Below are 20,458 nucleotides of genomic sequence, written 5' to 3' on the forward strand. Positions count from 1 at the left end.
CCATGCGTACGACGATCCGCGGCGCCCTCGCCGCCCTCGCCCTGCTGCCCGCCCTGGCCCTGGGCGCCCCGGCCGCCTCGGCCGCCTCGCCGTCCCCCTCGGCGAGCGCGAACGGCACCCCGGCCCCGGCGACCAAGGCCGGGACCTCCTTCCTGACCGCGGTCAACCTCTCCCCCGGCCAGGACGCCAACGTCGCCGTCTCCACCGGTGACTACCTGTACTGGGCGTTCGGCGCCTCCGAGGGCCAGACCCCGACGGTCGGCCTGACCGTCAACCTGGCCCCCTCGGCCGACCGGCACGGCCCGCAGACCTGGTCCGTCGAGGTCTTCGACGGGCTGCGCCGCCGCCAGGCGTGCACCGCCGGCACCCAGAACGCCACCGCCGAGCAGAGCGCCACCACCCTGACGCTCGACTGCACCCTGCGCGAGGTCCGCACCTGGGCCGAGCCGTGGTCCGGCGACCCGCTGCCCGGCACCTACTACGTGCGGCTGTCCGTCAGCGACGTCCCCCAGCCGGACCTCGGCCTGGCCTCCTCGGTCCGGCTGCACGTGGCCGCCAAGGGCGACGCCGACAACGCCCAGCCGGAGGGCGGCGAGCTGAAGGCCCCGCTGGTCCCGCCGGCCGGCGGCGGCGCGAGCACGGCCAAGGCGGCCGCGCCGGTGGCCCAGGAGGAGCACTGGTACACCGGCTGGTTCTCCGGCTGGAACAGCCGCTGGTACTGGACGGTCGGCGGTGCCTTCCTGGCCGCCCTGGCCGGCATCCTCGGCTACAACCTGACCCGGCACCCGCACGGGCAGCGGCCCGGCCGCTACGGCGCCGTCCCGCCCCAGGGCTCCCCGCACAGCGGCAGCTACGCGGGCTCGGACCGCCCCTGAGGCACCTCCCGGAGGGCCGGCCGGACGTCGTTCCGGCCGGCCCTCCGGCGTTCCCGGGTCGGTGGCGTACGGCCGCGTACGGCCGCGTCCACCGCGCTCAGCCGCGGAACAGGTTGTGCCCCACGTCGGACGGGACCTCGTCCTGGAACGGCGCGCTGCCCGGCCCCGGCACGTGCTCGCCGGGGACCGGCTCGTCGCCCTCCCGGTGCAGCAGCACGACCCCGTCCTCGGCCCACAGCTGCCGGTAGCCGTGCGCCAGCAGCAGCCGGATCCGCGCGGCCTGCTCCGTGTCCGTCTTGAACGGGAAGGACCGCTTGTCGCCCCGCATGAGCACGTACTCGCGCCCGCGCGGCGTGTCGTCGACCAGCACCACGTCCGTCCGGGCGGTCAGCCGCGGCGCGATCTGGTTGTCCGCCTCGACGGAGGCCCCGTCCGGGATCAGCGCGGCCGCCCGCACCAGCGCCGCCTCGCTGGTCCTGGGCGCCCAGGAGGACGGCACCGCCAACGGCAGCAGTCCGATCGGCAGCGCGGCCACCAGCGCGATCCCGGCCGCGCCGAGGCCCAGCCGGCGGGCCCGCCGCACGCTCCGCTCCGGCCGCCCGGTGGCGCTCAGCCGGCCCAGCACCTCGATCGCGGCGGTGAGCAGGATCGGCCACAGCAACGAGTCGTAGTGCCGGGCGATCGACCAGTGGTTGGGATTGCTGGAGAGGATCCGCTCGGCCAGCAGCGGCACCGCGCACAGCACGGTGGCCGAGCGCAGCGGCAGCAGCAGCGTGGTGCCGAACAGCCACAGCAGCAGCAGCGGCTTGAGCGGCTGGTCGAAGGCGGTCCGGACCAGCAGGAACGGGTCGTGCAGCAGGTTGCGCAGCGCCTCGCCGCCGTCCGCGCCGAGCGCCGCGTAGTTCCAGTAGTAGCCGGGCTCCCCGCCCATCGCCGGGATGAGCAGGCCGATGGCCAGCGCCGAGGCGGCCGGGCCGCCCAGCAGCAGCCCGAGGCCGGTGAGGCGGCCCGCCCGGTCGCCGGTGCGGCGGGTGCGCAGCAGCAGCACCAGGCCGTACGCCCCGACCATCAGGCCGAGGTCCTCCTTGGTGCAGCACAGCAGCAGGCCGGCCAGCAGCACCGTGCCGTACCGGCGGGCCAGCCCGCGCTCCAGCATCAGCAGGGTCAGCGGGACCGCGAAGGCGACCTCGTGGAAGCCCACCCTGGCGGCGACCAGCAGCGGCCAGCCGAGCGCGTGGACCAGGCCCGCCAGGTCGGCGGCCCGCCGGGCGGTGCGCGGCTCGGCGCCGGCGAAGGCGTACCCGGCGATCCGCCGGATCAGCGGCACCCCGGCCGCGAACAGCAGCGACTGCCCGATGATCAACGAGCGCGGGTCGTCCCAGATCCAGTACAGCGGCGCGAGCAGCGCCAGCACCGGCGAGAAGTGGTCGCCCAGCAGCGAGAAGCCGGGCGGGAACTCGTGGTGGAAGCTCTTCAGCGTGGAGACGGGCAGCCCGAAGTGGGCGTAGCCGCGCACGCCCTGGTCGAAGATCCCGAGGTCGAAGCCGCCGAGCGAGACGGACGTCCAGCCCTGCAGGCCGATGGCGCAGGTCACCGCGAAGCAGAGCGCGGTGAGCAGCGCGGTGCGACGGGCCGGGCCGAGCAGGACGGCGGCGGCCAGCCGGCGGGCGGCGGGCACGGCGGCGGTCGGCGTCGGGGGTGCGGTCTGGGTGGTCACGTGAGGTCTGGTCCGTCCGGTCTGGGTCCGTGGGTCCGGTCCGTCAGGTCCGGTTCGTCAGCTCTGGGTCGCGGTCCGGCCGGTCGGCGGACAGGGCCCGTGTCCCGCCGCCGGTGGCCGCGACGGCCTGGCTCCGGGCGCGGTACAGCCGCACGCCCAGGGTGACCAGGACGGCGATCGCGATCGGCGGGTAGATCGCGCCGGGCAGCTGCCAGTACCAGGCGACCCCGCGGCCCCACCGGTGCGGCACCGTCCACATGACGTGGGAGAGGAACACCAGCAGGGTCAGGCCGAACAGCACCTGCCGGGCCCTGGTCCGGGCCTCCACCGCCAGCAGGGCGAGGAGCGGCACGCACCAGACCCAGTGGTGGGTCCAGCTGATCGGCGAGACCAGCAGCGCGGTGAGCGCGGCGCAGACCGCGCCCCAGGCGTCGGCCCGGCGCAGCACCTTCGCCGAGCGCCCGGCCAGCACCGCCACGCCGAGCCCGAACACCGCGACCACGGCCGAGGCGACGAGCCCGACCGTGCCGGGGTCGTTGACGTCGAGCAGCCGGCAGACCGCCCCGCGCAGCGACTGGTTGTCCACCAGGACGGTCACGCCGACCCGGCTCGGGTCCCAGAGGTAGTTCGTCCAGAACCCGTACGAGGCCTCCGGCAGGGCGGCCCAGCCGATCAGGCCCGCCGCCAGGAAGGTGCCGGCCGAGACCAGCGCGGCCCGGACCCGGCCGGTCAGGAACAGGTAGACGGCGAACAGGCCGGGGGTGATCTTGATGGCGGTCGCCAGGCCGATGCCCACGCCCTTGAGGCGGTTGCCGTCCGGGCGGGTCAGGTCCCACAGGACCAGGCAGAGGATGCCGAGGTTGACCTGGCCGTACTGGAAGGTGGTGAAGACCGGCTCCAGCCAGACGCCGACGCCGGTCGCCAGGATCACCACGGCCGCGCGGTGCTGCCTGGGCCAGCCGGCCAGCTTGAGCGAGAGGTGCACGGCCGCGGCGAGCAGCGCGTAGTTGAGGAGCATCACCAGGACGCGCAGGGTGCTCACGCCGAACCAGGTGCTCGGCACGAAGAGCATCGCCGCGAACGGCGGGTAGGTGGCCGGCAGGTCCCAGCCGGGCAGCCGCATCGCGTAGAGGTCCTCGCCGCGGACGACGGCCTGGCCCTCGGCCCGGTAGACCAGCATGTCGACCATGGTGGCCCCGTGGGTGTGCCGGAACCAGGCGAAGAGTGCCAGGGAGACCGCCGCCACGCAGGCCGCCGTGAACGTCCAGGAATTCGGTCTTCCGGTTTCCGCCGCGCCGTCGGACTGTTCCGGGCCCGACTGCCGCACCCGCCGTTTCAGACCGAACTCGCGCACCGCGATGGCACCTCGTCGAGATAGACCAGATCGTTCCCTCGTCAGCGTCTGGGCCAACCCACCATAACCGACCCCCCTGAGGCCCAAACCGCGTCAGAAACGGGTTCAGGAGAACGGTGTGACCTCGCTCACGAACACCCCTTGGGGGGCTCCGGCGGCGGCCCCGGCGGCCAAAACGCGAAATCCCGCCGGGAGTTGCCTCCCGGCGGGATTTCGTCGACCGGCCTGAGCCGGTCCGTTGGGTGGAGCTGAGGGGATTCGAACCCCTGACCCCCTCGATGCGAACGAGGTGCGCTACCGGACTGCGCCACAGCCCCAACGAGAAGAAACTCTAGCACCTTTCGGAGGGGGTCCGTGACCACCCCCCGGATCGCGGTCCCGGCCGGGGGGTGGCCCTGGTCATTCGTTGGCCGCGCGCGGGCGCGACTCGGGAGCCTGGGGCTCCGCGTACTGGTCGAACAGCGGGGTCTTGCGGGACTCCGCGGGGCGGCCGGCGGTCCAGGTGCCGGGGGCCGACAGGTCGAGGCCGCGGGACACCCTGGGGGCGACCGGGGCGGTCACGTAGGTCGGCAGCGGGACGGGCACCGGCTCCCAGGAGTCCGGTCCGGCCGCGCCGCGCTCGCGCATGCCGTCGACCCACTCCTCGTGCTCGGTCGCCTCGGCCACCGCGGAGGCGGAGGGCACCGAGACGGTCGCCTGCTCGGGGTCGACGGCCAGCCGCAGGTGCGGGCGGCGGGCGGCCCGCCCCTCGACGGGCGCGGCCGGGGCCGGCTCCTCGGCGGCGGGCGCCTCGGCCGGGGCACTGTCGGGCGCCGGGGCAGCGGCGCGCCGCTGCTCGCGCTTGCGCAGCTGCTCGGCGGCCTGGGCGGCCCGGACCCGGTCGAGCTTCACCTCGTACCGCTGGCGCTCCAGCTTGCGCAGGTGGCCGATGTACAGGGTGAGGAGGACCGCCGGGACGGCCGGGACCCAGAGGAAGGCCAGTCCGGCCACCGCGGCGACCACCGCGCCGAGCGCGAAGGAGAGGAAGAGGACGGTGACCATCCGGCGCCGGCGGGCCAGCAGCCGCGCCCTGCGCTCGGTGCCGGCCTGCGCCGGCTCGGGGACCGGCCGTTCCGCCGGGCGCCGCACCGGGGGTTCGGGCTCCCGCGCGGGGTCGCCGGAGACGGCCTCGTCCCGTTCGGGAGGGCCGTCGCTGCTCTGCTTGTCGTCGTCACGCGGTTCGTCGCCCAGGGCCCGGGCCGCCCGCCGCTCCAGCGCCGAACGCCCGGCCAGCAGGCGGATGGCGGTGCTGAAGCGTTCCGTCGGGCGCGCCTCGTTGAGTTCGTCCTGCCTGCGGAGCCACATCGGCACCAGATAGGCGGCCCAGGCCCCTACGATGACGGCGTAGATAAGGCCGCTACTGCTCACGATTCACACCGTACGGGCGGTGGGGAAGGCCTGGCAGCAATTTGGCGCGGCGTGTCGTGTGATCAAGCTGATTCTCCGACTATTTTGCCGCTATTTGTGCGGGTCCGGTGCGCCTTCGATGCCATATCGATATTTCTTTCGAACATACATTCAATTACTTGCCCCGCGCCCGGAACTGAGCGCCCGCCAGCGCTCCAGCATCCCCTCCGGGACCTCCTCGTCGGTCAACGCGTAGACGAGGTGGTCGCGCCAGTCGCCGTCGATGTGGAGATAGCGCGGACGGATTCCCTCCGAGCGGAAGCCGAGCTTTTCCACCACCCGGCGGCTCGGGCCGTTCTCCGGGCGGATGCAGACCTCGATCCGGTGCAGTCCGAGCGTGCGGAAGCAGTGGTTCACCGAAAGCGCCACGGCGGTCGGGATGATGCCCCGGCCGGCCACCGCCTCGTCCACCCAGTACCCGATGTTCGCCGAGCACATCGAGCCCCAGGTGATCCCGCCGACGGTCAACTGGCCGACCAGCTGCCCCTTGTGGAGCACGACGAAGGGCAGCATCCGGCCGGCCGAGGCCTCGCCGCGCAGGAAGCGGACCATCTGCCGGTAGGTCGGCCTGGGGCCGGCCGCCCGGCCCGCCGGGCCGGGCGGCACGGTGGCCTCCCAGCGGCGCAGCCAGTCCCGGTTGCGGCGGCTCACCTCCTGCCACTCGCGCTGGTCGCGGGCCCGGATCGGGCGCAGCACGACCTCCCCCTCGTGGAGTTCTACCGGCCAGCCGGCGTTCAGTGCCCGCTCCTGGATGCTGGAGCCCCGGGGGCCGGGGCGTCGGTCCGGGGGTGGTCCCCGCCGCCGAGCTGGTCGACGGCGTGGGCGAGCAGCGGCTCCAGGACGGCCAGGCCGTCCCTGACGCCGCCGGTCGAGCCCGGCAGGTTGACGATCAGGGTACGTCCGGCGAGCCCGGAGAGCCCGCGGGAGAGCGCCGAGGTCGGCACCTTCTCCCGGCCGTACGCGCGCACGGCCTCGGCGATGCCCGGGACGTGACGGTCGATCACCCGGGCCGTCATCTCGGGGGTGAGGTCGGTCGGCGAGATCCCGGTGCCGCCGGTGGTCAGCACCACGTCGTAGCCGGCGGCGACGGCCTCGCGCAGCACGGCCTCCACCGGCTCGCCGTCCGGGACGACCCGGGGGCCGTCGGCGGTGAAGCCCATCGCGGTCAGGCCGGCCACCAGCAGCGGGCCGCCCCGGTCCTCGTAGACCCCGGCCGAGGCCCGGTTGGAGACGGTGACGGCCAGCGCCCGCCCGGCGGGCGTCACGCGTCCACCTCCGGGGCGAACCAGTCGCCGCTCTTGCCGCCGGTCTTGCTCAGCACCCGGACGGACTCGATCGTGGCGCCCTTGTCCACCGCCTTGACCATGTCGACGACGGTCAGCCCGGCCACCGCGACGGCGGTCAGCGCCTCCATCTCGACGCCGGTGCGGTCGGCGGTCCTCACGGTGGCGGTGATCTCGACGGCGTCGTCCGCGACCGCGAGGTCGACCTTGACGCCGGAGACCGCGATCGGGTGGCAGAGCGGGATCAGGTCCGGGGTCTTCTTGGCGCCCATGATGCCGGCGATCCGGGCCACCGCGAGGGCGTCGCCCTTGGGCACGCCCTCGCCGCGCAGCAGCTCGACCACCTGCGGGGAGACCCGCACCCGGCCGGCCGCCACCGCGGTGCGCGCGGTGGTGGCCTTCTCGGAGACGTCGACCATCCGGGCCGCGCCCTGGTCGTCGACGTGGGTGAGGCGGTCGCCGGGGGGAGGTGTCGTCACGGGTAACTCCAGGGGCGCGCAGGTCGAATACGGCGCTACCGTACCGTTCCCCGGTCCGGCGAACGGATCAGGAGTCCAGCAACACCACGTCCACCTCGCTGCCGGCGGGCAGGCGGGTGGTCTCCTCGGGGACGGTGATCAGGCAGTTCGCCCGCGCCAGCGCGCCGACCAGGTGCGATCCGGCGCCGCCCACCGGCTCGACCGTGCCGTAGAACGCCGAGTAGCGGCCGCGCAGGAACTGCCGCCGGCCGGCCGGGGAGCGCAGCTCCGCCGGGCAGAGCGCCCGGACGACCGGGCGGTGCACCTCGGCCGCCCCCAGCATGGTGCGGATGACCGGGCGGACGAAGAGCTCGAAGGAGATGTAGGCGCTCACCGGGTTGCCGGGCAGGGCCAGCAGCGGCACCCCGGCCGCGCCGCCGATCCGGCCGAAGCCCTGCGGCTTGCCGGGCTGCATCCGCAGGCGCCGGAAGTCGACCCCGCCGTAGGACTCGAAGACCTCCTTGACCACGTCGTACGCGCCGACGCTGACCCCACCGCTGGTGACGATCAGGTCGGCCCGGCCGAGCTGGTCCTCCAGGACGGCACGCAGCCGGTCGGCGTCGTCCGGGACGGCACCGACCCGGTAGGCGATGGCGCCGGCGTCCTGGGCGGCCGCGGTGAGGGTGAAGCTGTTGGAGTCGGAGATCTGCCCGGGGCCGACCGGCTCGCCGGGCTGGACCAGCTCGCTGCCGGTGGACAGCACCACGACCCGGGGGCGCGGGCGGACCTTCACGGTGGGCCGGCCGATCGCGGCGAGCAGGCCGAGCTGGGCGGGGCCCAGCCGGGTGCCGGCCTCCAGCACCCGGGTGCCGGCAGCGACGTCGCTGCCGCGCCGGCGGACGTGCGCGCCCTCGGCGACCGGGCGCAGGACCCGCACCTCCTCGTCCGGGACGGGCGCGGTCATCGCGGCGGCGGCCACCCCGGTGCCGGTGCCGCCGTCCGTCCACTCGACCGGGGCGACGGCCTGGGCGCCGGGCGGCAGCGGGGCGCCGGTCATGATCCGGGCGGCCTGGCCGGGGCCGACCCGGGGCAGCTCACCGGCGCCGGCGGCGATGTCGCCCACCACCGAGAGCACCGACGGGTAGGCGTCGGTGGCGCCGTCGGTGTCGGCGGTGCGGACCGCGTAGCCGTCCATCGAGCTGTTGTCGAAGGACGGCAGGTCGCCGTCGGCGACCACGTCCTCGTCGAGCCGGCAGCCCTGGGCGTCGAGCAGTTGGAGCTCGATCGCGGGCAGCGGGCCGACCGCGGCCAGCACGTCGGCGAGGTGCTCGTCCACCGTCCACAGCCGCGCGGCCGCCGGGGCCGGGTCCGCTCCGGCGTCGCAGCAGGCGCTGGGCGTGGTGCGGTGCTCGGTGGACCCGGTCATCGGCGGCTCGCTCTCTGTCGTGGTCGGTCCTGCGTCAGGCCTGCATCTCGGAGCCGACGAACTCCCGCAGCCAGGAGCGGAACTCCGGGCCCAGGTCCTCGCGTTCGGCGGCCAGACGGACGATAGCGCGCAGGTAGTCGGCCCGGTCGCCGGTGTCGTAGCGGCGGCCCTTGAACAGCACGCCGTGCACCTGGCCGCCGTCCGCCGCCTCGCGGTTGGTCAGCTCGCGCAGGGCGTCGGTCAGCTGGATCTCGCCGCCGCGGCCGGGCGGGGTCTCCCGCAGCACCTCGAAGACCAGCGGGTCGAGGACGTAGCGGCCGATCACGGCGTAGTTCGACGGGGCCTCGCCGGGCTCGGGCTTCTCGACCAGGTCGGTCACCTGGAAGACGTCCTCGCCGAAGCCGTTCGCCTTGACGGCGGCGCAGCCGTAGAGGTGGATCTGGGAGGGCTCGACCTCCATCAGGGCGACGACCGAGCCGCCGAGCTGCTGCTGCACCTCGATCATCCGGGAGAGCAGCGGGTCGCGCGGGTCGATCAGGTCGTCGCCGAGCAGGACGGCGAAGGGCTGGCCGGCGACGTGCTGCTCGGCGACCGACACCGCGTGGCCGAGGCCCTTCGGGTCACCCTGGCGGACGTAGTGCATGTTGGCCAGCTCGACGGACTCGCGGACCCGGGCCAGGCGCTGCTCGTCGCCCTTGCGGACCAGCAGCTCCTCCAGCTCGTAGGCGCGGTCGAAGTGGTCCTCCAGCGCGCGCTTGTTGCGGCCGGTGACCATCAGTATGTCGGACAGGCCCGCGGCGGAGGCCTCCTCGACGACGTACTGGATCGCCGGCTTGTCGACGACCGGGAGCATCTCCTTCGGGGTGGCCTTGGTCGCCGGGAGGAAGCGGGTGCCCAGTCCGGCCGCGGGTACCACGGCCTTGGTTACCGGAACTCGGGAGTTGGTCGTCGTCATGCGTTTACCTTACTCAGGCACGTTTTCGCCCGGCCGAGCGCGGGCGGACGGCCAGGACAGCACGTCGCGGGGCCCGGCCACGGTGGCTGGCGTATGGGTCACGACCGGCCGGGAGACGTGGTCCCGGCCGACACAGGCCGACAGACTACCCGCCTTTTCCGAACGGTGACGCTCGGGCTCCGCTCCGTGACCGGGCGGGCGACCGGCCTGTTCGGAGCGGTCGGCGCGGGGCCGGCCGGGCTCCCCGGGGGACCGGACCGAGAGCCGCCAGCAGTCGCCGCCGGCCGCCCGGGCCTCGGCGAGCGCGGTGTCGGCGGCGCGCAGCAGGACGGCCGCGTGGGCGCCGTCCTCGGGCAGCACGGCGATGCCGGCGGCGGCGGTCAGGCCGTTGCCGCCGGCCGGGCGGGACTCGCGCGGGCCGGAGGACCAGTCCAGCAGCAGGTGTCGGCGGACCGACCAGACCAGCCGCTCGGCGACCTGCGCGGCGCCCTCCGCGCCGGTGTCCGGCAGCACCACAAGGAACTCCTCGCCGCCGTAGCGGCCGAGGGTGTCGGCCCGGCGGATCTCCATCGCGAGCCGCTGGGCGAGGTCGCGCAGGACGGCGCCCGCCCGGCCCCGGCCGTGCTCGGCGACGACCGCGTCGAAGCCGGTGATGGCCAGCATCAGCACGGCGAGCGGACGCGGGCCGTCGGCCTGCCCGGTGTGCTCGGCGCGGCGGGCCCGTTCGATCTCCCGGTCCAGGGTGAGCTGGAGGTGGCGGTAGTTCCACACCCCGGTGAGCGGGTCGCAGGAGGCGGTGCGCTCCAGGTCGGCGCAGCGCTCCTCCAGTTCGGCGATCCGCCCGCGCAGCCGCTGCGCCCCGGCGGCGGCCCCGGCCCGCTCCCGCCGTCCGCGCAGTCCGAGGGCGGTGGCGCCGGCCAGTGCGGGGACGCTCAGTGCGGCCAGGGCCTGGACCAGCAGCGGGGTGGTCAATGGGGGGTGCCCCTTCGCGTGGAAGGCTCTGCGCGTCGACGGTGCGCAGGCCAGGAGGATCGGATGAACGAGGATCGGATGCCCAACGAGAAGAGCGGCCTGAGGACACGGCTGCTGGCTCGGCGGCGCGAACTGGCCGCCGGGGACCGCGCGGCGGCGGCCGACGCCCTGGCCGGGCACGCCGGGGAGCTGGCCGCCGCCGGGGCCACGGTGGCCGCGTACGTCTCGGTGGGCGCCGAGCCCGGGACCCGGCCGCTGCTGGACGCGCTGCGGGCGCGCGGGGTGCGGGTGCTGCTGCCGGTGCTGCTGCCGGACAACGACCTGGACTGGGCCGCGTACGCGGGGCCCGAGGCGCTGGCCCCGGCCGGGCGCGGGCTGCTGGAGCCGGTCGGCCCGCGGCTCGGGCCGCAGGCGGTGACGGAGGCCTCGGTGGTGCTGCTGCCGGGCCTGGCGGTGGACCGCTCCGGGCTGCGGCTGGGGCGGGGCGGCGGCAGCTACGACCGGGTGCTGGCCCGGCTGGCCCGCTCCGGTGCCCGGCCGGTGCTGGCGGTGCTGCTGTACGAGCACGAGCTGCTGGAGGGGGTGCCGGCCGAGCCGCACGACCGGCCGGTGGACCTGGCGGTCCTGCCCTCGGGGGTGCGCCGGCTCGGCTGAGGAGCCGGCTCGGCCGGGGAGCGCCGCTGCCCCGTGCCCCGGAACGGCGGCGGCCCCGCTCCCCTGGGGGGGAACGGGGCCGCCGGGCCGTACGGGCGTCAGCCGGTGGTGAGCACCAGCTTGTGCTTGGTGGCCTTCTCGACCGCGTCGGGCGAGTAGGCCCAGGTCAGCAGCTTGCCCTTGAGCCAGAGGTCGGTCTGGTCGTTGTAGTTGTCGTGGAAGGCGTGGCCGGAGGCGCCGCCGACGTTGACCCAGCGCGAGGAGTCGAGGTCGTTGAGGTCGACCACCATGCGCATCGACGGGATCCAGTCGACCTGGTAGCCGGCCGCCGCGTTCCAGCCGGCCGCGTCGACCGCCGCCGAGCCGCCGGAGAGCCGGTACGGGCCGCGGTTGAGCAGCTTGTGCACCGCGCCGGAGGCGATCGAGGAGTTGTCGGTGCCGAGGGTCTGCTCGCGCAGCTCCAGCTTGTGCAGGCGGCCCCAGCTCCAGGTGGAGACGTCCTTGCTGAGCAGCGAGGTCAGTTCCTGGCGGGCGTTCTTCATCGCCTCCTGGAGCAGGTTGTCCAGGCCCTTCTGCTCCTTGTGCTGGTCGTCGATGTACGTCCACCAGGAGCTGTCGGGCTTCTCCAGCTGCTGGCGCACCACCTCGGTCCAGCGGTCGCCGCCGTCCGGCTGGGCCTTGCCCGGCTCACGGGTGCCGCACTCGGTGACGATCTTGGTGGAGCTGTCCGGCTTGGTGGGGTCGTCCTGCTGGCGGACCAGCAGGCAGTTGTCCTTGGCCCGCAGGTCTGCCGGGAACTTCTGGCCGAAGGCGAGGATCAGCAGCTGGCGCCAGACGCCGTTGTAGTAGGCGGCGGCCGCGGAGTCGGCGTCCTGGTGGAAGTTCCAGTCCTTCAGCAGGTCCTGGGCCTCGCGCACGTACGGGTCGCTGATCGGCTGCTTGAGCAGCAGCGGGACCAGCGTCTTGGCCATCACGCTGGTGTTGTCCAGCTGGAGGGTCTGCATGTCGTCCGGCGAGATCTTGCCGTTGTTCTTGAGCAGGCCCTCGATCTGGTCGGTGATCTCCTTGGCGCGGGTGCCGTACTCCCAGTCCTTGGTCAGGCTGTACTTGTAGCTCGGGTCCACCACGGCCTGGTTGGCGGTGACGATGTACCCGGCCGAGGGGTTGAGGCTCCAGGGCAGCGCGGTGAAGGGGATCGGGTCCTTCCACTGGTACGCGGAGTCCCAGCCCGGCGCCGGGAGGCTGCCGTCGCCCTTGCCGCGGACCGGGATGGTGCCCGGGGCCTGGTAGCCGATGTTCTTGGCGTCGGCGTAGATCAGGTTCTGCGCGGGGACGGTGAAGTCCTTGGCGGCGGCGCGGAACTCGTCCCAGTTCTTCGCCTTGTCCAGCTCGAAGACGGCGTCCATGGTCTTGCCGGGGCTGAGCGCCGTCCACTGCAGGGCGACGCCGTAGCCGCCGGTGCCGCGGTCCGGGGCGGAGGTGCCGTTGGGGGCGTACTTGCCGACGTTCTGCTGCTCGGTGCTCTGGTCGGAGATCAGCGGGGCGCCGGTCTGGGTGGTGCGGACGGTGATGGTGCGGTCCTCCCCGCCGGCGACCTTGATGGTCTCCTTGCGCAGGTCGAACTTCACGTCCTTGCCGTCGACCTGGTAGGTCTCCGGGCCGGTGACCTTCTCCAGGTAGAGGTCGGTGACGTCGGCGCCGAGGTTGGTGAAGCCCCAGGCGATGTCCTTGTTGTGGCCGATGACCACGCCGGGCATGCCCGCGAAGGTGAAGCCGGAGACGTCGTACTGGCAGGCCGGGGAGTTGGTCCGGCAGTGCAGGCCCATCTGGTACCAGACCGAGGGCAGGCCGGGGCCGAGGTGCGGGTCGTTGGCCAGCAGCGGCTTGCCGGTGGTGGTGTGCGAGCCGGCGACCACCCAGGAGTTGGACCCGATGCCCTGGCCGGGGCGGCCGAGCAGCTGCGGCATCGCGTCGATCCGGTCGGTCAGGCCCTGCAGCATCGCCTTGGTGGTGGCCGCGCCCTGGGTGGTGGCCGCCCCGGGGGCGGCGCCGGACTGCGGGGAGCCGTCGGCGGGGCGGTAGTTGTCGCCGGCCACGGTGCCGGCCTTCACGATGGTGCCGTTGCGCGCGTACGGGTAGTCCGGGTACAGCTCGGCGATCTTGTCCGGGCCGAAGTCCTGGGCCAGCAGCGAGCGGTCGATCTCCTCCTGGAGGTTCCCGGAGAGGTTCCAGGCCATCGCCTTGAGCCAGGCCACCGAGTCCACCGGGGACCACTGCTCGGGCTGGTAGCCGCCGTTGACCACGCCGAGCAGGCCGTACTCCAGCGAGGCCTTCGCGCCGCCGGGGTGCTCGGCGAGCCAGGCGTTCACGCCGTCCGCGTAGGCCTGGAGGTACTTCTTGGTCTCCGGCGACAGCTTGGTGTCGAACTCCTTCTGCGCCACCTGCCGCCAGCCCATGGTGCGGATGAAGGCGTCGGTGTCGACCTGGCTGTCGCCGAACATCTCGGAGAGCCGGCCGGCGGTGATGTGCCGGCGGACGTCCATCTCCCAGAAGCGGTCCTGCGCCTGGACGTAGCCCTGGGCACGGAACAGGTCCTCGTCGGTGTCGGCGTACAGCTGCGGGATGCCGTTGGCGTCCCGCTTGACGTCGACGGGCGCGCTCAGCCCCGCGACCTTGACGCTGCCGTCGACCTCCGGGAAGGAGGCGCGGACCGCGGAGACCCCGCGGTAGCCGCCGTAGCCGGTACCGGCCACCAGCAGCACGACCAGCACGATCACGATCAGACGGGCGCGCCGGAACTTCTTCGAGCGGGGCATCTGGGTCCTTGCGGTCCTGACTTCGGGGCGGGCGGGCGTGTCCAGGGCCTGCGGCCGTGACAGGGCACCACATTAGGCCGAGTCGGCCGGGCACCGTGAACGGGGGACCAAGCTAAAGATATGGCAAAATGTTAGACTGCGTAACGATCCACAAGGGGAGTATTGACGACTTCTTAACGCGTCGGCCCCACAGCACCGCCAGACACCCCGTCCGCCCCTGCCTGCCCGAGGTGCCCCTGCGTGAACGTCTCCCATCTGAACCAGCTCCTGCTCGAGTCCTCCGTGATCCTGCTGTTCGCGGTGGGTGCCGTCCGACTCTCGACCCGATCAGGGCTGCCCAGCCTGCTGATCTATCTGGGGATCGGTGTGGCGCTGGGCCAGAACGGGATCGGGGTCACGTTCAACAACGCCGAACTCACCCAGGTGCTCGGCTACGCGGCGCTCGTGGTGATCCTCGCCGAGGGCGGCCTCAAGACCAGCTGGCGCGAGATCAAGCCGGTGATGCCGGCCGCGACCGTGCTCGCCACCGTCGGCGTCGGCGTCAGCGTCTTCGCCACCGCCGCCGGCGCCCACTGGCTGGTCGGCCTGGACTGGCGCACCTCGCTGCTGCTGGGCGCCATCGTCTCCTCGACCGACGCGGCCGCCGTCTTCTCCGTCCTGCGGATGGTCCCGCTGCCGCACCGGCTCACCGGCCTGCTGGAGGCCGAGTCCGGCTTCAACGACGCGCCCGTCGTCATCCTGGTCGTCGCCTTCGCCACCACCGGCGAGCTGGACTCCTGGTACGTCCTGATCGGCACGATCGTCGCCGAGCTGGCGATCGGCGCCGCGATCGGCCTCGCCGTCGGCAAGATAGGCGCCTACGGGCTCAAGCACGTCGCGCTGCCTTCCTCCGGCCTCTACCCGATCGCCGTGATGGCGCTCACCGTCCTCGCCTACGCCGGCGGCGCGCTGCTGCACGGCTCCGGATTCCTCGCCGTCTACGTCAGCGCGGTGATACTCGGGAACTCCAAGCTGCCGCACGGCCCGGCCGTCCGGGGCTTCGCCGACGGGCTGGCCTGGATCGGGCAGATCGGCATGTTCGTCCTGCTCGGCCTGCTCGTCACGCCCGAGACCATGGGCGACGCGGTGGTGCCCGCACTGGTGATCGGCGCGGTGCTGGTGTTCCTGGCCCGGCCGCTGTCGGTGCTGCTCTCGCTGACCCCCTTCAAGGTGCCCGCCCGCGAGCAGGCGCTGCTGAGCTGGGCCGGGCTGCGCGGGGCGGTGCCCATCGTGCTGGCCACCATCCCCGTGGTCTCCGGCGCGCACCGGGCCGAGGACGTCTTCAACATCGTCTTCATCCTGGTCGTCGTCTTCACCCTGCTCCAGGGGCCGACCCTCCCCTGGGTCGCCAAGCGGTTGAAGATCGACGAGGGCGACATGGGCCAGGACCTGGGCATCGAGTCCGCCCCGCTGGAGAAGCTGCACGGACACCTGCTGTCGGTCGCGCTCTCCCCCGCCTCCAGGATGTCGGGCGTCGAGATCAGCGAACTGCGGCTGCCCAAGGGGGCGGCCGTCACCCTGGTCGTGCGCGAGGGGAACTCCTTCGTGCCGGACAAGGCGACGGTGCTGCGCGGCGGGGACGAGCTGCTGGTGGTGACGACGGACGAGGTCGGCGAGGCGGCGGAGCGGCGGCTGCGGGCCGTGGACAAGGGCGGCAAGCTCGCGGGGTGGCTCAACGGGCGGTGAGCCCGGGCCCCGGCCGGTCCTCCCCTGCCCTGCGGGCCGGGGAGGGCTCCGGTCCGGCCGTGGGGGCTGGCGCCGTCTACGCGCGTAACTGTATGATGGTTCGACCACGCCGTATGACCACAGCTAGACCACCCCCAGCATCTGCCTGACGCAGAGTTGGCGCGACCGCTCGGCGGCCGCGGTCCGGCCCCCGGCCACCAGGCCGGACCGACCCGGTATCTACCCCGGTCGACGCGCGAGAGGACGACTCTCGGCGCCGTCGGGGCTCCACCGTGCCCTGCCGCGCTACCAGGCAGCAGGAAGGACCGACCGTGACGGCGCGCCGAACGGTCGACACCGCCGCGGACCCCGCGGCCACCCCCGCAGCTCCGGCCCCCGCCCGCGTCGGGTACGGCGAGCTGCTGCGCACGCCCGGGGCCTGGACGTTCCTGGCCCCCGCACTGGTCGCACGACTGCCGTACGCGATGCTCAGCATGGGCATCCTGCTGCTCGTCACCCAGACCCACGGCTCGTACGGCACCGCCGGTACGGTCACCGCGGTCGCCGCCGTCGCCCAGGCCCTGATCGGGCCGCAGACCGGGCGGCTCGCGGACCGCTACGGCCAGTCCGCGGTGCTCGTGCCGACCGTCCTGGTGCACGCGGCCTCGGTCGGCGCGCTGACCGCGCTCGCACTCGGCCACGCCCCCGCCTGGAGCCTGTTCCTGGCCGCCGTCCCGGCCGGGGCGAGCGTGCCGCAGGTCGGCGCGATGGTCCGGGCCCGGTGGGTCGCCAGGTTCACCGCGGACGGCCCCTCCGACGCCTCCGCGGCCCGGGTGAGCACCGCCTTCGCCTTCGAGTCCGTGACGGACGAGTTCACCTTCGTGATCGGCCCGATCCTGGCCTCCGGCATCGCCGCCCTCGCCAACCCGGCCACCGCCCTGGTCGCCGAGGCCTCGCTGACCCTCGTCGGCGGCCTGGCCTTCGCCGCGCAGCGGGGCACCGCCCCCGCCCGGATCGTCCCGGAACCCGGCGTCAAGCGCGCCTCGGCGCTCGCCTCCCCCGGCGTCCGGCTGCTCGCCGGCGCCTTCCTCGGGGTCGGCGCGGTGTTCGGCGGCATGCAGGTCTCGGTGAACGCCTTCGCCGACTCGGTCGGGCGGCACGACGCCGGCGGCACCGTGTACGGGATCTTCGCCGGCGGCTCGATGCTGGCCGGCGTGCTGTACGGCGTGATCGCCTGGCGGCGGCCGGTGCAGCAGCGGATGCTCATCAGCTACGCGCTGCTGGTGCTGGGCTGCTCGGTGCTGTGGGCGATGCCCGACCTGGTCGCGCTGACCGCCGCCGGGCTGGTCTGCGGACTGGCCATCGCGCCGACCCTGATCAGCGGCTACACCCTGGTCGAGACGCTGGTCGCGGACGGCGCCAAGACGGAGGCCTTCACCTGGCTGACCGGCGCGATCGGGCTGGGGCTGGCGGTCGGCTCGATGGCCGCGGGCCGGCTGATCGACGGGCACGGGCCCTCGACCGGCTTCCTCGTGCCGGTGGCCGGGGCCGGGCTGGGACTGGTGGCGCTGGTCTCGCTGCGGCACCTGCTGGTGGCGCCGGGGAGCGCCGGGGCGGGCGCCGCTTCCGCGGGCGGTCCGGGTGCCGACTCGGGCACCGACGCGGGTGCCGGTTCCTCGGGACTCGGCGGCGCCGGACGGCTGGTGGGCGCGGCCGAGGGCTGAGCGGCGCGGCGGTCCGAGGGCCGGTCCGGCCCATCTCACACCCGAGTCGCTGGACTGATCCCGCGGAATGCCGCATCATTGACCATCGTTAGCACTCATCACGCGAGAGTGCCAGGAGGAAGACAAGTGCCCACGTACCAGTACCAGTGCACCGAGTGCGGCAACGGCCTGGAGGCGGTGCAGAAGTTCACCGACGAGGCGCTGACCACGTGCCCCGACTGCCAGGGACGGCTCCGCAAGGTCTTCTCGGCCGTGGGCGTCGTGTTCAAGGGCTCCGGCTTCTACCGGACCGACAGCCGTTCGTCCTCCAGCAGCTCGGTGGGCGCCGGGTCCTCGTCGACCCCCTCGACGTCGACCAGCACGTCCACGACCTCCTCGACGTCGTCGAGCTCCGGCTCCTCGACCTCGTCCAGCCCGGCTCCGGCCGCGAGCTGATCTCGGCGCCGGGCACCGGCCCGGACGGCCCGTAGACCTGGGAGAGGCCCGTCGGCCCCGCATCCACGCGGGGGCGGCGGGCCTTTCCGCGCGTCCGGGGCGGGTGCGGCGTGCGCGGAACGCCCGTTTCGGGGGCAGCGAGCGCGGATTCAGGGGCGTCCCGTCAACCTGGGCAGCCCCGGTTCACCGGCGCGAGTGTACGAAGTTGTCCACAGGGGCGGGGTTTTCCACAGCCCTGGGGAAAGGGCTTCCGGAGTCCGGCGGAAACGCCCATCGTGTGGGCATCCGGTCCGCGAGGGGCCGGCCCGCCGACAGTCCGGAGGTGCGCCGATGACGGCCACGAGCTTCTCCCTGCCCCTGCCACTGCCACTGCCCGCGCCCGCCGTACCGCCCCGGCAGGAGCTGCCGAGCTTCCCGCCGATCCGGCGCGGGTGCGGCGGGTGGCACCGCTGGCGCAGTGCGGTGCGACGGCGGGCCGGGGTGCCCCTCCTGGTGCTGCTCGCGGTGGCGGCCGCACTGGCGCTGGGGCCCTCGCGGGCGGGTCTGCCGCCGCCCCAGGACGGCGCGTTGGGCCGGACGGGTTGTCAGTCCGGAGCTCCGGAAGATCACCCGTAACCGGAAGGCGACTTCGTCGTTCGAGGCGGCATGAAAGGCTTCAAGGAATTCCTGCTGCGCGGAAATGTCGTCGAACTCGCCGTGGCCGTGGTCATCGGCGCGGCCTTCACCACCATCGTCAACGCCTTCGTCAAAGGCGTGATCAATCCGATCGTCGGCGTATTCGGGACGAAGGACCTCGCGTCCTACAGTTCCTGCCTCAAGGGGCCCTGCGAGGTCGGCCCGACCGGTGAGGTCACGTCCGGAATCCTCATCCTGTGGGGATCGGTGCTCAGCGCCGCGCTCCAGTTCCTGATCACCGCGGCGGTCGTCTACTTCGCCCTGATCGTGCCCATGAACAGGATGGCGGCCCACCGCAAGACCGCCGCCGAGAAGGCGGCGGAGGCCGAGGCCAAGGAGGTCCAACTGCTGACCGAGATCCGCGACGCGCTGGTCACGCCGCTGCGCTGACCGGTGGGCGCCGCTCGTCCCCCTCCCTGCCCCGTCTCTCAGCCCCCGTGGTGCGGCGGGCGCTGACTCAGGTACCAGTCCAGCCCCCGCCCACCGCTCTCCCCCGCCCCGGGGCGTCCGCCCCAGCCGGCGTCGGTGTCGTCACCGGACTGCTGGTCCAGCGGATCCCGGAAGACCAGCCGGGCCTTGGCGTCCGCCGCGGCCTTCCGGGGCTCCGCCGCCCGGTCCGGCTCCTGCGCCCTCTCCCGGCCCTCTTCCTGTCCCTGCTCGCTCACGCCGTCCACTCCGTCCGCTCGTTTCCTTCCAGCCTAAGAGGCCCGTGGCACGCCTCGGGCCCTGGCGCGGAGCGCTCCGCATCAGGGCCCGGGTGAGGGCTCGGCCGGAGCCGACCCGTCCGTCAGGCGGCTTCGAAGCCCGCGTGGTCCGCGATCTTCTTCAGCTCCGCAAGCGCGTGCTTCTCGATCTGGCGGATCCGCTCACGGGTGAGCCCGTGCTGCTTGCCCACCTCGGTGAGGGTGCGCTCGCGGCCGTCCTCCATCCCGTAGCGGGAGCGGATGATCGAGGCGGTGCGGTCGTCCAACCGCCCGATCAGGCCGTCCAGTTCCTCGCGACGGAGCATGACCATCACGGCGTCCTCGGGGGACGTGGCCCCGGTGTCCTCGACGAGGTCGCCGAACTGGGTCTCGCCCTCGTCGTCGACCGACATGTTGAGGCTGACCGGGTCGCGCGCCCAGTCCAGCACGTCCTTGATCCGGGCCTCGGTGGTGTCCAGCTCGGCCGCGATCTCGGCCGGCTCCGCCTCGCGGCCCAACTCCTTGGACTTCTCCCGCTGCACGCGCCGGATCCGCCCCAGCTCCTCCACCAGGTGCACGGGGAGCCGGATGGTGCGGGACTGGTCGGCGATGGACCGGGTGATCGCCTGCCGGATCCACCACGTCGCGTACGTGGAGAACTTGAAGCCCTTGGCGTAGTCGAACTTCTCGACGGCACGCACCAGGCCCGCGTTGCCCTCCTGGATGAGGTCGAGCAGCGGCAGGCCGCTGCGCGGGTAGCGGCGGGCGACGGCGACCACGAGCCGGAGGTTGGAGCGGATGAAGACGTCCTTGGCCCGTTCGGCGTCGGCGGCTATCGCCTCCAACTCCTCCCGCGTGACGCCGGCGGGGAGCCCGCCCTCCTCCTCCAGCAGGTGCTGGGCGTACACGCCGGCCTCGATCCGCAGCGAGAGCTCGACCTCCTCGGCGGCATCGAGCAGGGGTGTCCTGGCGATCTCGTCGAGGTACATGCCGACCAGGTCGCGGTCGGCCTCGAGGTTGGTCGGGCGGGCCGCGCGACTCCGGTCGGCCCTGTCGCGAACGACGGCACGGGTGGCCATGCTTGCTCCCTTTGCTGGTGTTGCCGAGGTCTGCCTGCCTGCCTGGTGAGGGCAAGAAGTGCGGGCCCCTGGGGGCTCACACGTAACGATCCAACGAACAGATTCCGGACAACATTCCCAAGTCACTCAGATTCTTCCCGGCGATGCAGTATCCTGCCGGTTTTCACCCCGGCTTTGGACACTGGGTGACCGATCGGGCACT

The 20,458-nt window shown here is 73.5% G+C and carries 18 protein-coding genes and 1 tRNA gene; 6 read left to right on the forward strand and 13 right to left on the reverse strand.

Annotated features, from left to right (window positions below; translation table 11 throughout):
- The first annotated feature begins 2 nt into the window (after nucleotides 1-2).
- Nucleotides 3-875 carry a peptidase gene (locus tag ACWD4P_RS11485; protein ID WP_449779428.1) on the forward strand — a complete coding sequence of 291 codons (873 nt, stop codon included), beginning with the start codon at nucleotides 3-5 and terminating at the stop codon, nucleotides 873-875.
- Nucleotides 876-972: 97 nt separating this feature from the next.
- On the opposite strand, the gene ACWD4P_RS11490 is transcribed toward ACWD4P_RS11485, so the two are convergent.
- The 10 genes from ACWD4P_RS11490 to ACWD4P_RS11535 all read right to left on the reverse strand — a co-directional run bounded on the left by ACWD4P_RS11490 (nucleotide 973) and on the right by ACWD4P_RS11535 (nucleotide 10,486).
- Nucleotides 973-2,592, reverse strand: coding sequence for a DUF2079 domain-containing protein (locus ACWD4P_RS11490; RefSeq protein ID WP_359824915.1), 1,620 nt, complete (start codon nucleotides 2,590-2,592; stop codon nucleotides 973-975).
- Between the two features lie 43 nt (nucleotides 2,593-2,635).
- Nucleotides 2,636-3,838: a glycosyltransferase 87 family protein gene (locus tag ACWD4P_RS11495; RefSeq protein WP_359824912.1), complete on the reverse strand. Its 1,203-nt coding sequence runs from the start codon at nucleotides 3,836-3,838 to the stop codon at nucleotides 2,636-2,638.
- A 351-nt stretch (nucleotides 3,839-4,189) separates the two neighbouring features.
- A tRNA-Ala gene (locus ACWD4P_RS11500) sits at nucleotides 4,190-4,263 on the reverse strand.
- An 82-nt stretch (nucleotides 4,264-4,345) separates the two neighbouring features.
- On the reverse strand, nucleotides 4,346-5,353 hold the full coding sequence (sepX, locus tag ACWD4P_RS11505) for a divisome protein SepX/GlpR (RefSeq protein ID WP_449779429.1): 1,008 nt from the start codon (nucleotides 5,351-5,353) through the stop codon (nucleotides 4,346-4,348).
- Between the two features lie 150 nt (nucleotides 5,354-5,503).
- On the reverse strand, nucleotides 5,504-6,130 hold the full coding sequence (locus ACWD4P_RS11510; protein WP_359829306.1) for a GNAT family N-acetyltransferase: 627 nt from the start codon (nucleotides 6,128-6,130) through the stop codon (nucleotides 5,504-5,506).
- Nucleotides 6,127-6,657, reverse strand: coding sequence for a MogA/MoaB family molybdenum cofactor biosynthesis protein (locus tag ACWD4P_RS11515; RefSeq protein WP_359829299.1), 531 nt, complete (start codon nucleotides 6,655-6,657; stop codon nucleotides 6,127-6,129). Before ACWD4P_RS11515 ends, ACWD4P_RS11510 begins: the two co-directional genes overlap by 4 nt.
- The gene (moaC, locus tag ACWD4P_RS11520; RefSeq protein ID WP_380635337.1) at nucleotides 6,654-7,094 is read right to left on the reverse strand and encodes a cyclic pyranopterin monophosphate synthase MoaC; all 441 of its coding nucleotides are present in this window, start codon (nucleotides 7,092-7,094) and stop codon (nucleotides 6,654-6,656) included. The genes ACWD4P_RS11515 and moaC overlap by 4 nt, the downstream gene beginning before the upstream one ends.
- 127 nt (nucleotides 7,095-7,221) lie before the next feature.
- On the reverse strand, nucleotides 7,222-8,559 hold the full coding sequence (gene glp / locus ACWD4P_RS11525; protein WP_359829300.1) for a molybdotransferase-like divisome protein Glp: 1,338 nt from the start codon (nucleotides 8,557-8,559) through the stop codon (nucleotides 7,222-7,224).
- 34 nt (nucleotides 8,560-8,593) lie between these two features.
- Entirely contained in the window at nucleotides 8,594-9,514 is a 921-nt protein-coding gene (gene galU, locus ACWD4P_RS11530) for a UTP--glucose-1-phosphate uridylyltransferase GalU (protein ID WP_359829301.1), read from the reverse strand.
- Between the two features lie 9 nt (nucleotides 9,515-9,523).
- A complete protein-coding gene (locus tag ACWD4P_RS11535) occupies nucleotides 9,524-10,486 on the reverse strand; it encodes a GGDEF domain-containing protein (protein ID WP_449779430.1) in 963 nt (320 codons plus the stop codon).
- A gap of 63 nt (nucleotides 10,487-10,549) precedes the next feature.
- Between ACWD4P_RS11535 and ACWD4P_RS11540 the strand changes: the two genes are divergently transcribed.
- Nucleotides 10,550-11,140: a 5-formyltetrahydrofolate cyclo-ligase gene (locus ACWD4P_RS11540; RefSeq protein ID WP_359829303.1), complete on the forward strand. Its 591-nt coding sequence runs from the start codon at nucleotides 10,550-10,552 to the stop codon at nucleotides 11,138-11,140.
- Nucleotides 11,141-11,238: 98 nt separating this feature from the next.
- On the opposite strand, the gene ACWD4P_RS11545 is transcribed toward ACWD4P_RS11540, so the two are convergent.
- Nucleotides 11,239-13,956, reverse strand: a complete 2,718-nt coding sequence (locus tag ACWD4P_RS11545) for a penicillin acylase family protein (RefSeq protein WP_449779431.1) — start codon at nucleotides 13,954-13,956, stop codon at nucleotides 11,239-11,241.
- Nucleotides 13,957-14,196: 240 nt separating this feature from the next.
- Between ACWD4P_RS11545 and ACWD4P_RS11550 the strand changes: the two genes are divergently transcribed.
- The 4 genes from ACWD4P_RS11550 to mscL all read left to right on the forward strand — a co-directional run bounded on the left by ACWD4P_RS11550 (nucleotide 14,197) and on the right by mscL (nucleotide 18,884).
- A complete protein-coding gene (locus ACWD4P_RS11550) occupies nucleotides 14,197-15,681 on the forward strand; it encodes a potassium/proton antiporter (protein ID WP_449779432.1) in 1,485 nt (494 codons plus the stop codon).
- 311 nt (nucleotides 15,682-15,992) lie between these two features.
- Nucleotides 15,993-17,384, forward strand: coding sequence for an MFS transporter (locus ACWD4P_RS11555; RefSeq protein ID WP_449779433.1), 1,392 nt, complete (start codon nucleotides 15,993-15,995; stop codon nucleotides 17,382-17,384).
- A gap of 126 nt (nucleotides 17,385-17,510) precedes the next feature.
- Nucleotides 17,511-17,819, forward strand: coding sequence for an FmdB family zinc ribbon protein (locus tag ACWD4P_RS11560; protein WP_359828528.1), 309 nt, complete (start codon nucleotides 17,511-17,513; stop codon nucleotides 17,817-17,819).
- Between the two features lie 645 nt (nucleotides 17,820-18,464).
- Entirely contained in the window at nucleotides 18,465-18,884 is a 420-nt protein-coding gene (mscL, locus tag ACWD4P_RS11565; protein ID WP_359828530.1) for a large conductance mechanosensitive channel protein MscL, read from the forward strand.
- A 38-nt stretch (nucleotides 18,885-18,922) separates the two neighbouring features.
- On the opposite strand, the gene ACWD4P_RS11570 is transcribed toward mscL, so the two are convergent.
- Together ACWD4P_RS11570 and ACWD4P_RS11575 are read right to left on the reverse strand one after the other, a co-directional pair.
- On the reverse strand, nucleotides 18,923-19,159 hold the full coding sequence (locus ACWD4P_RS11570) for a hypothetical protein (RefSeq protein ID WP_449779434.1): 237 nt from the start codon (nucleotides 19,157-19,159) through the stop codon (nucleotides 18,923-18,925).
- Nucleotides 19,160-19,281: 122 nt separating this feature from the next.
- A complete protein-coding gene (locus tag ACWD4P_RS11575) occupies nucleotides 19,282-20,256 on the reverse strand; it encodes a sigma-70 family RNA polymerase sigma factor (RefSeq protein ID WP_359828532.1) in 975 nt (324 codons plus the stop codon).
- Nucleotides 20,257-20,458 lie beyond the last annotated feature (202 nt).

The organism is Kitasatospora sp. NPDC002543 (assembly GCF_053594915.1).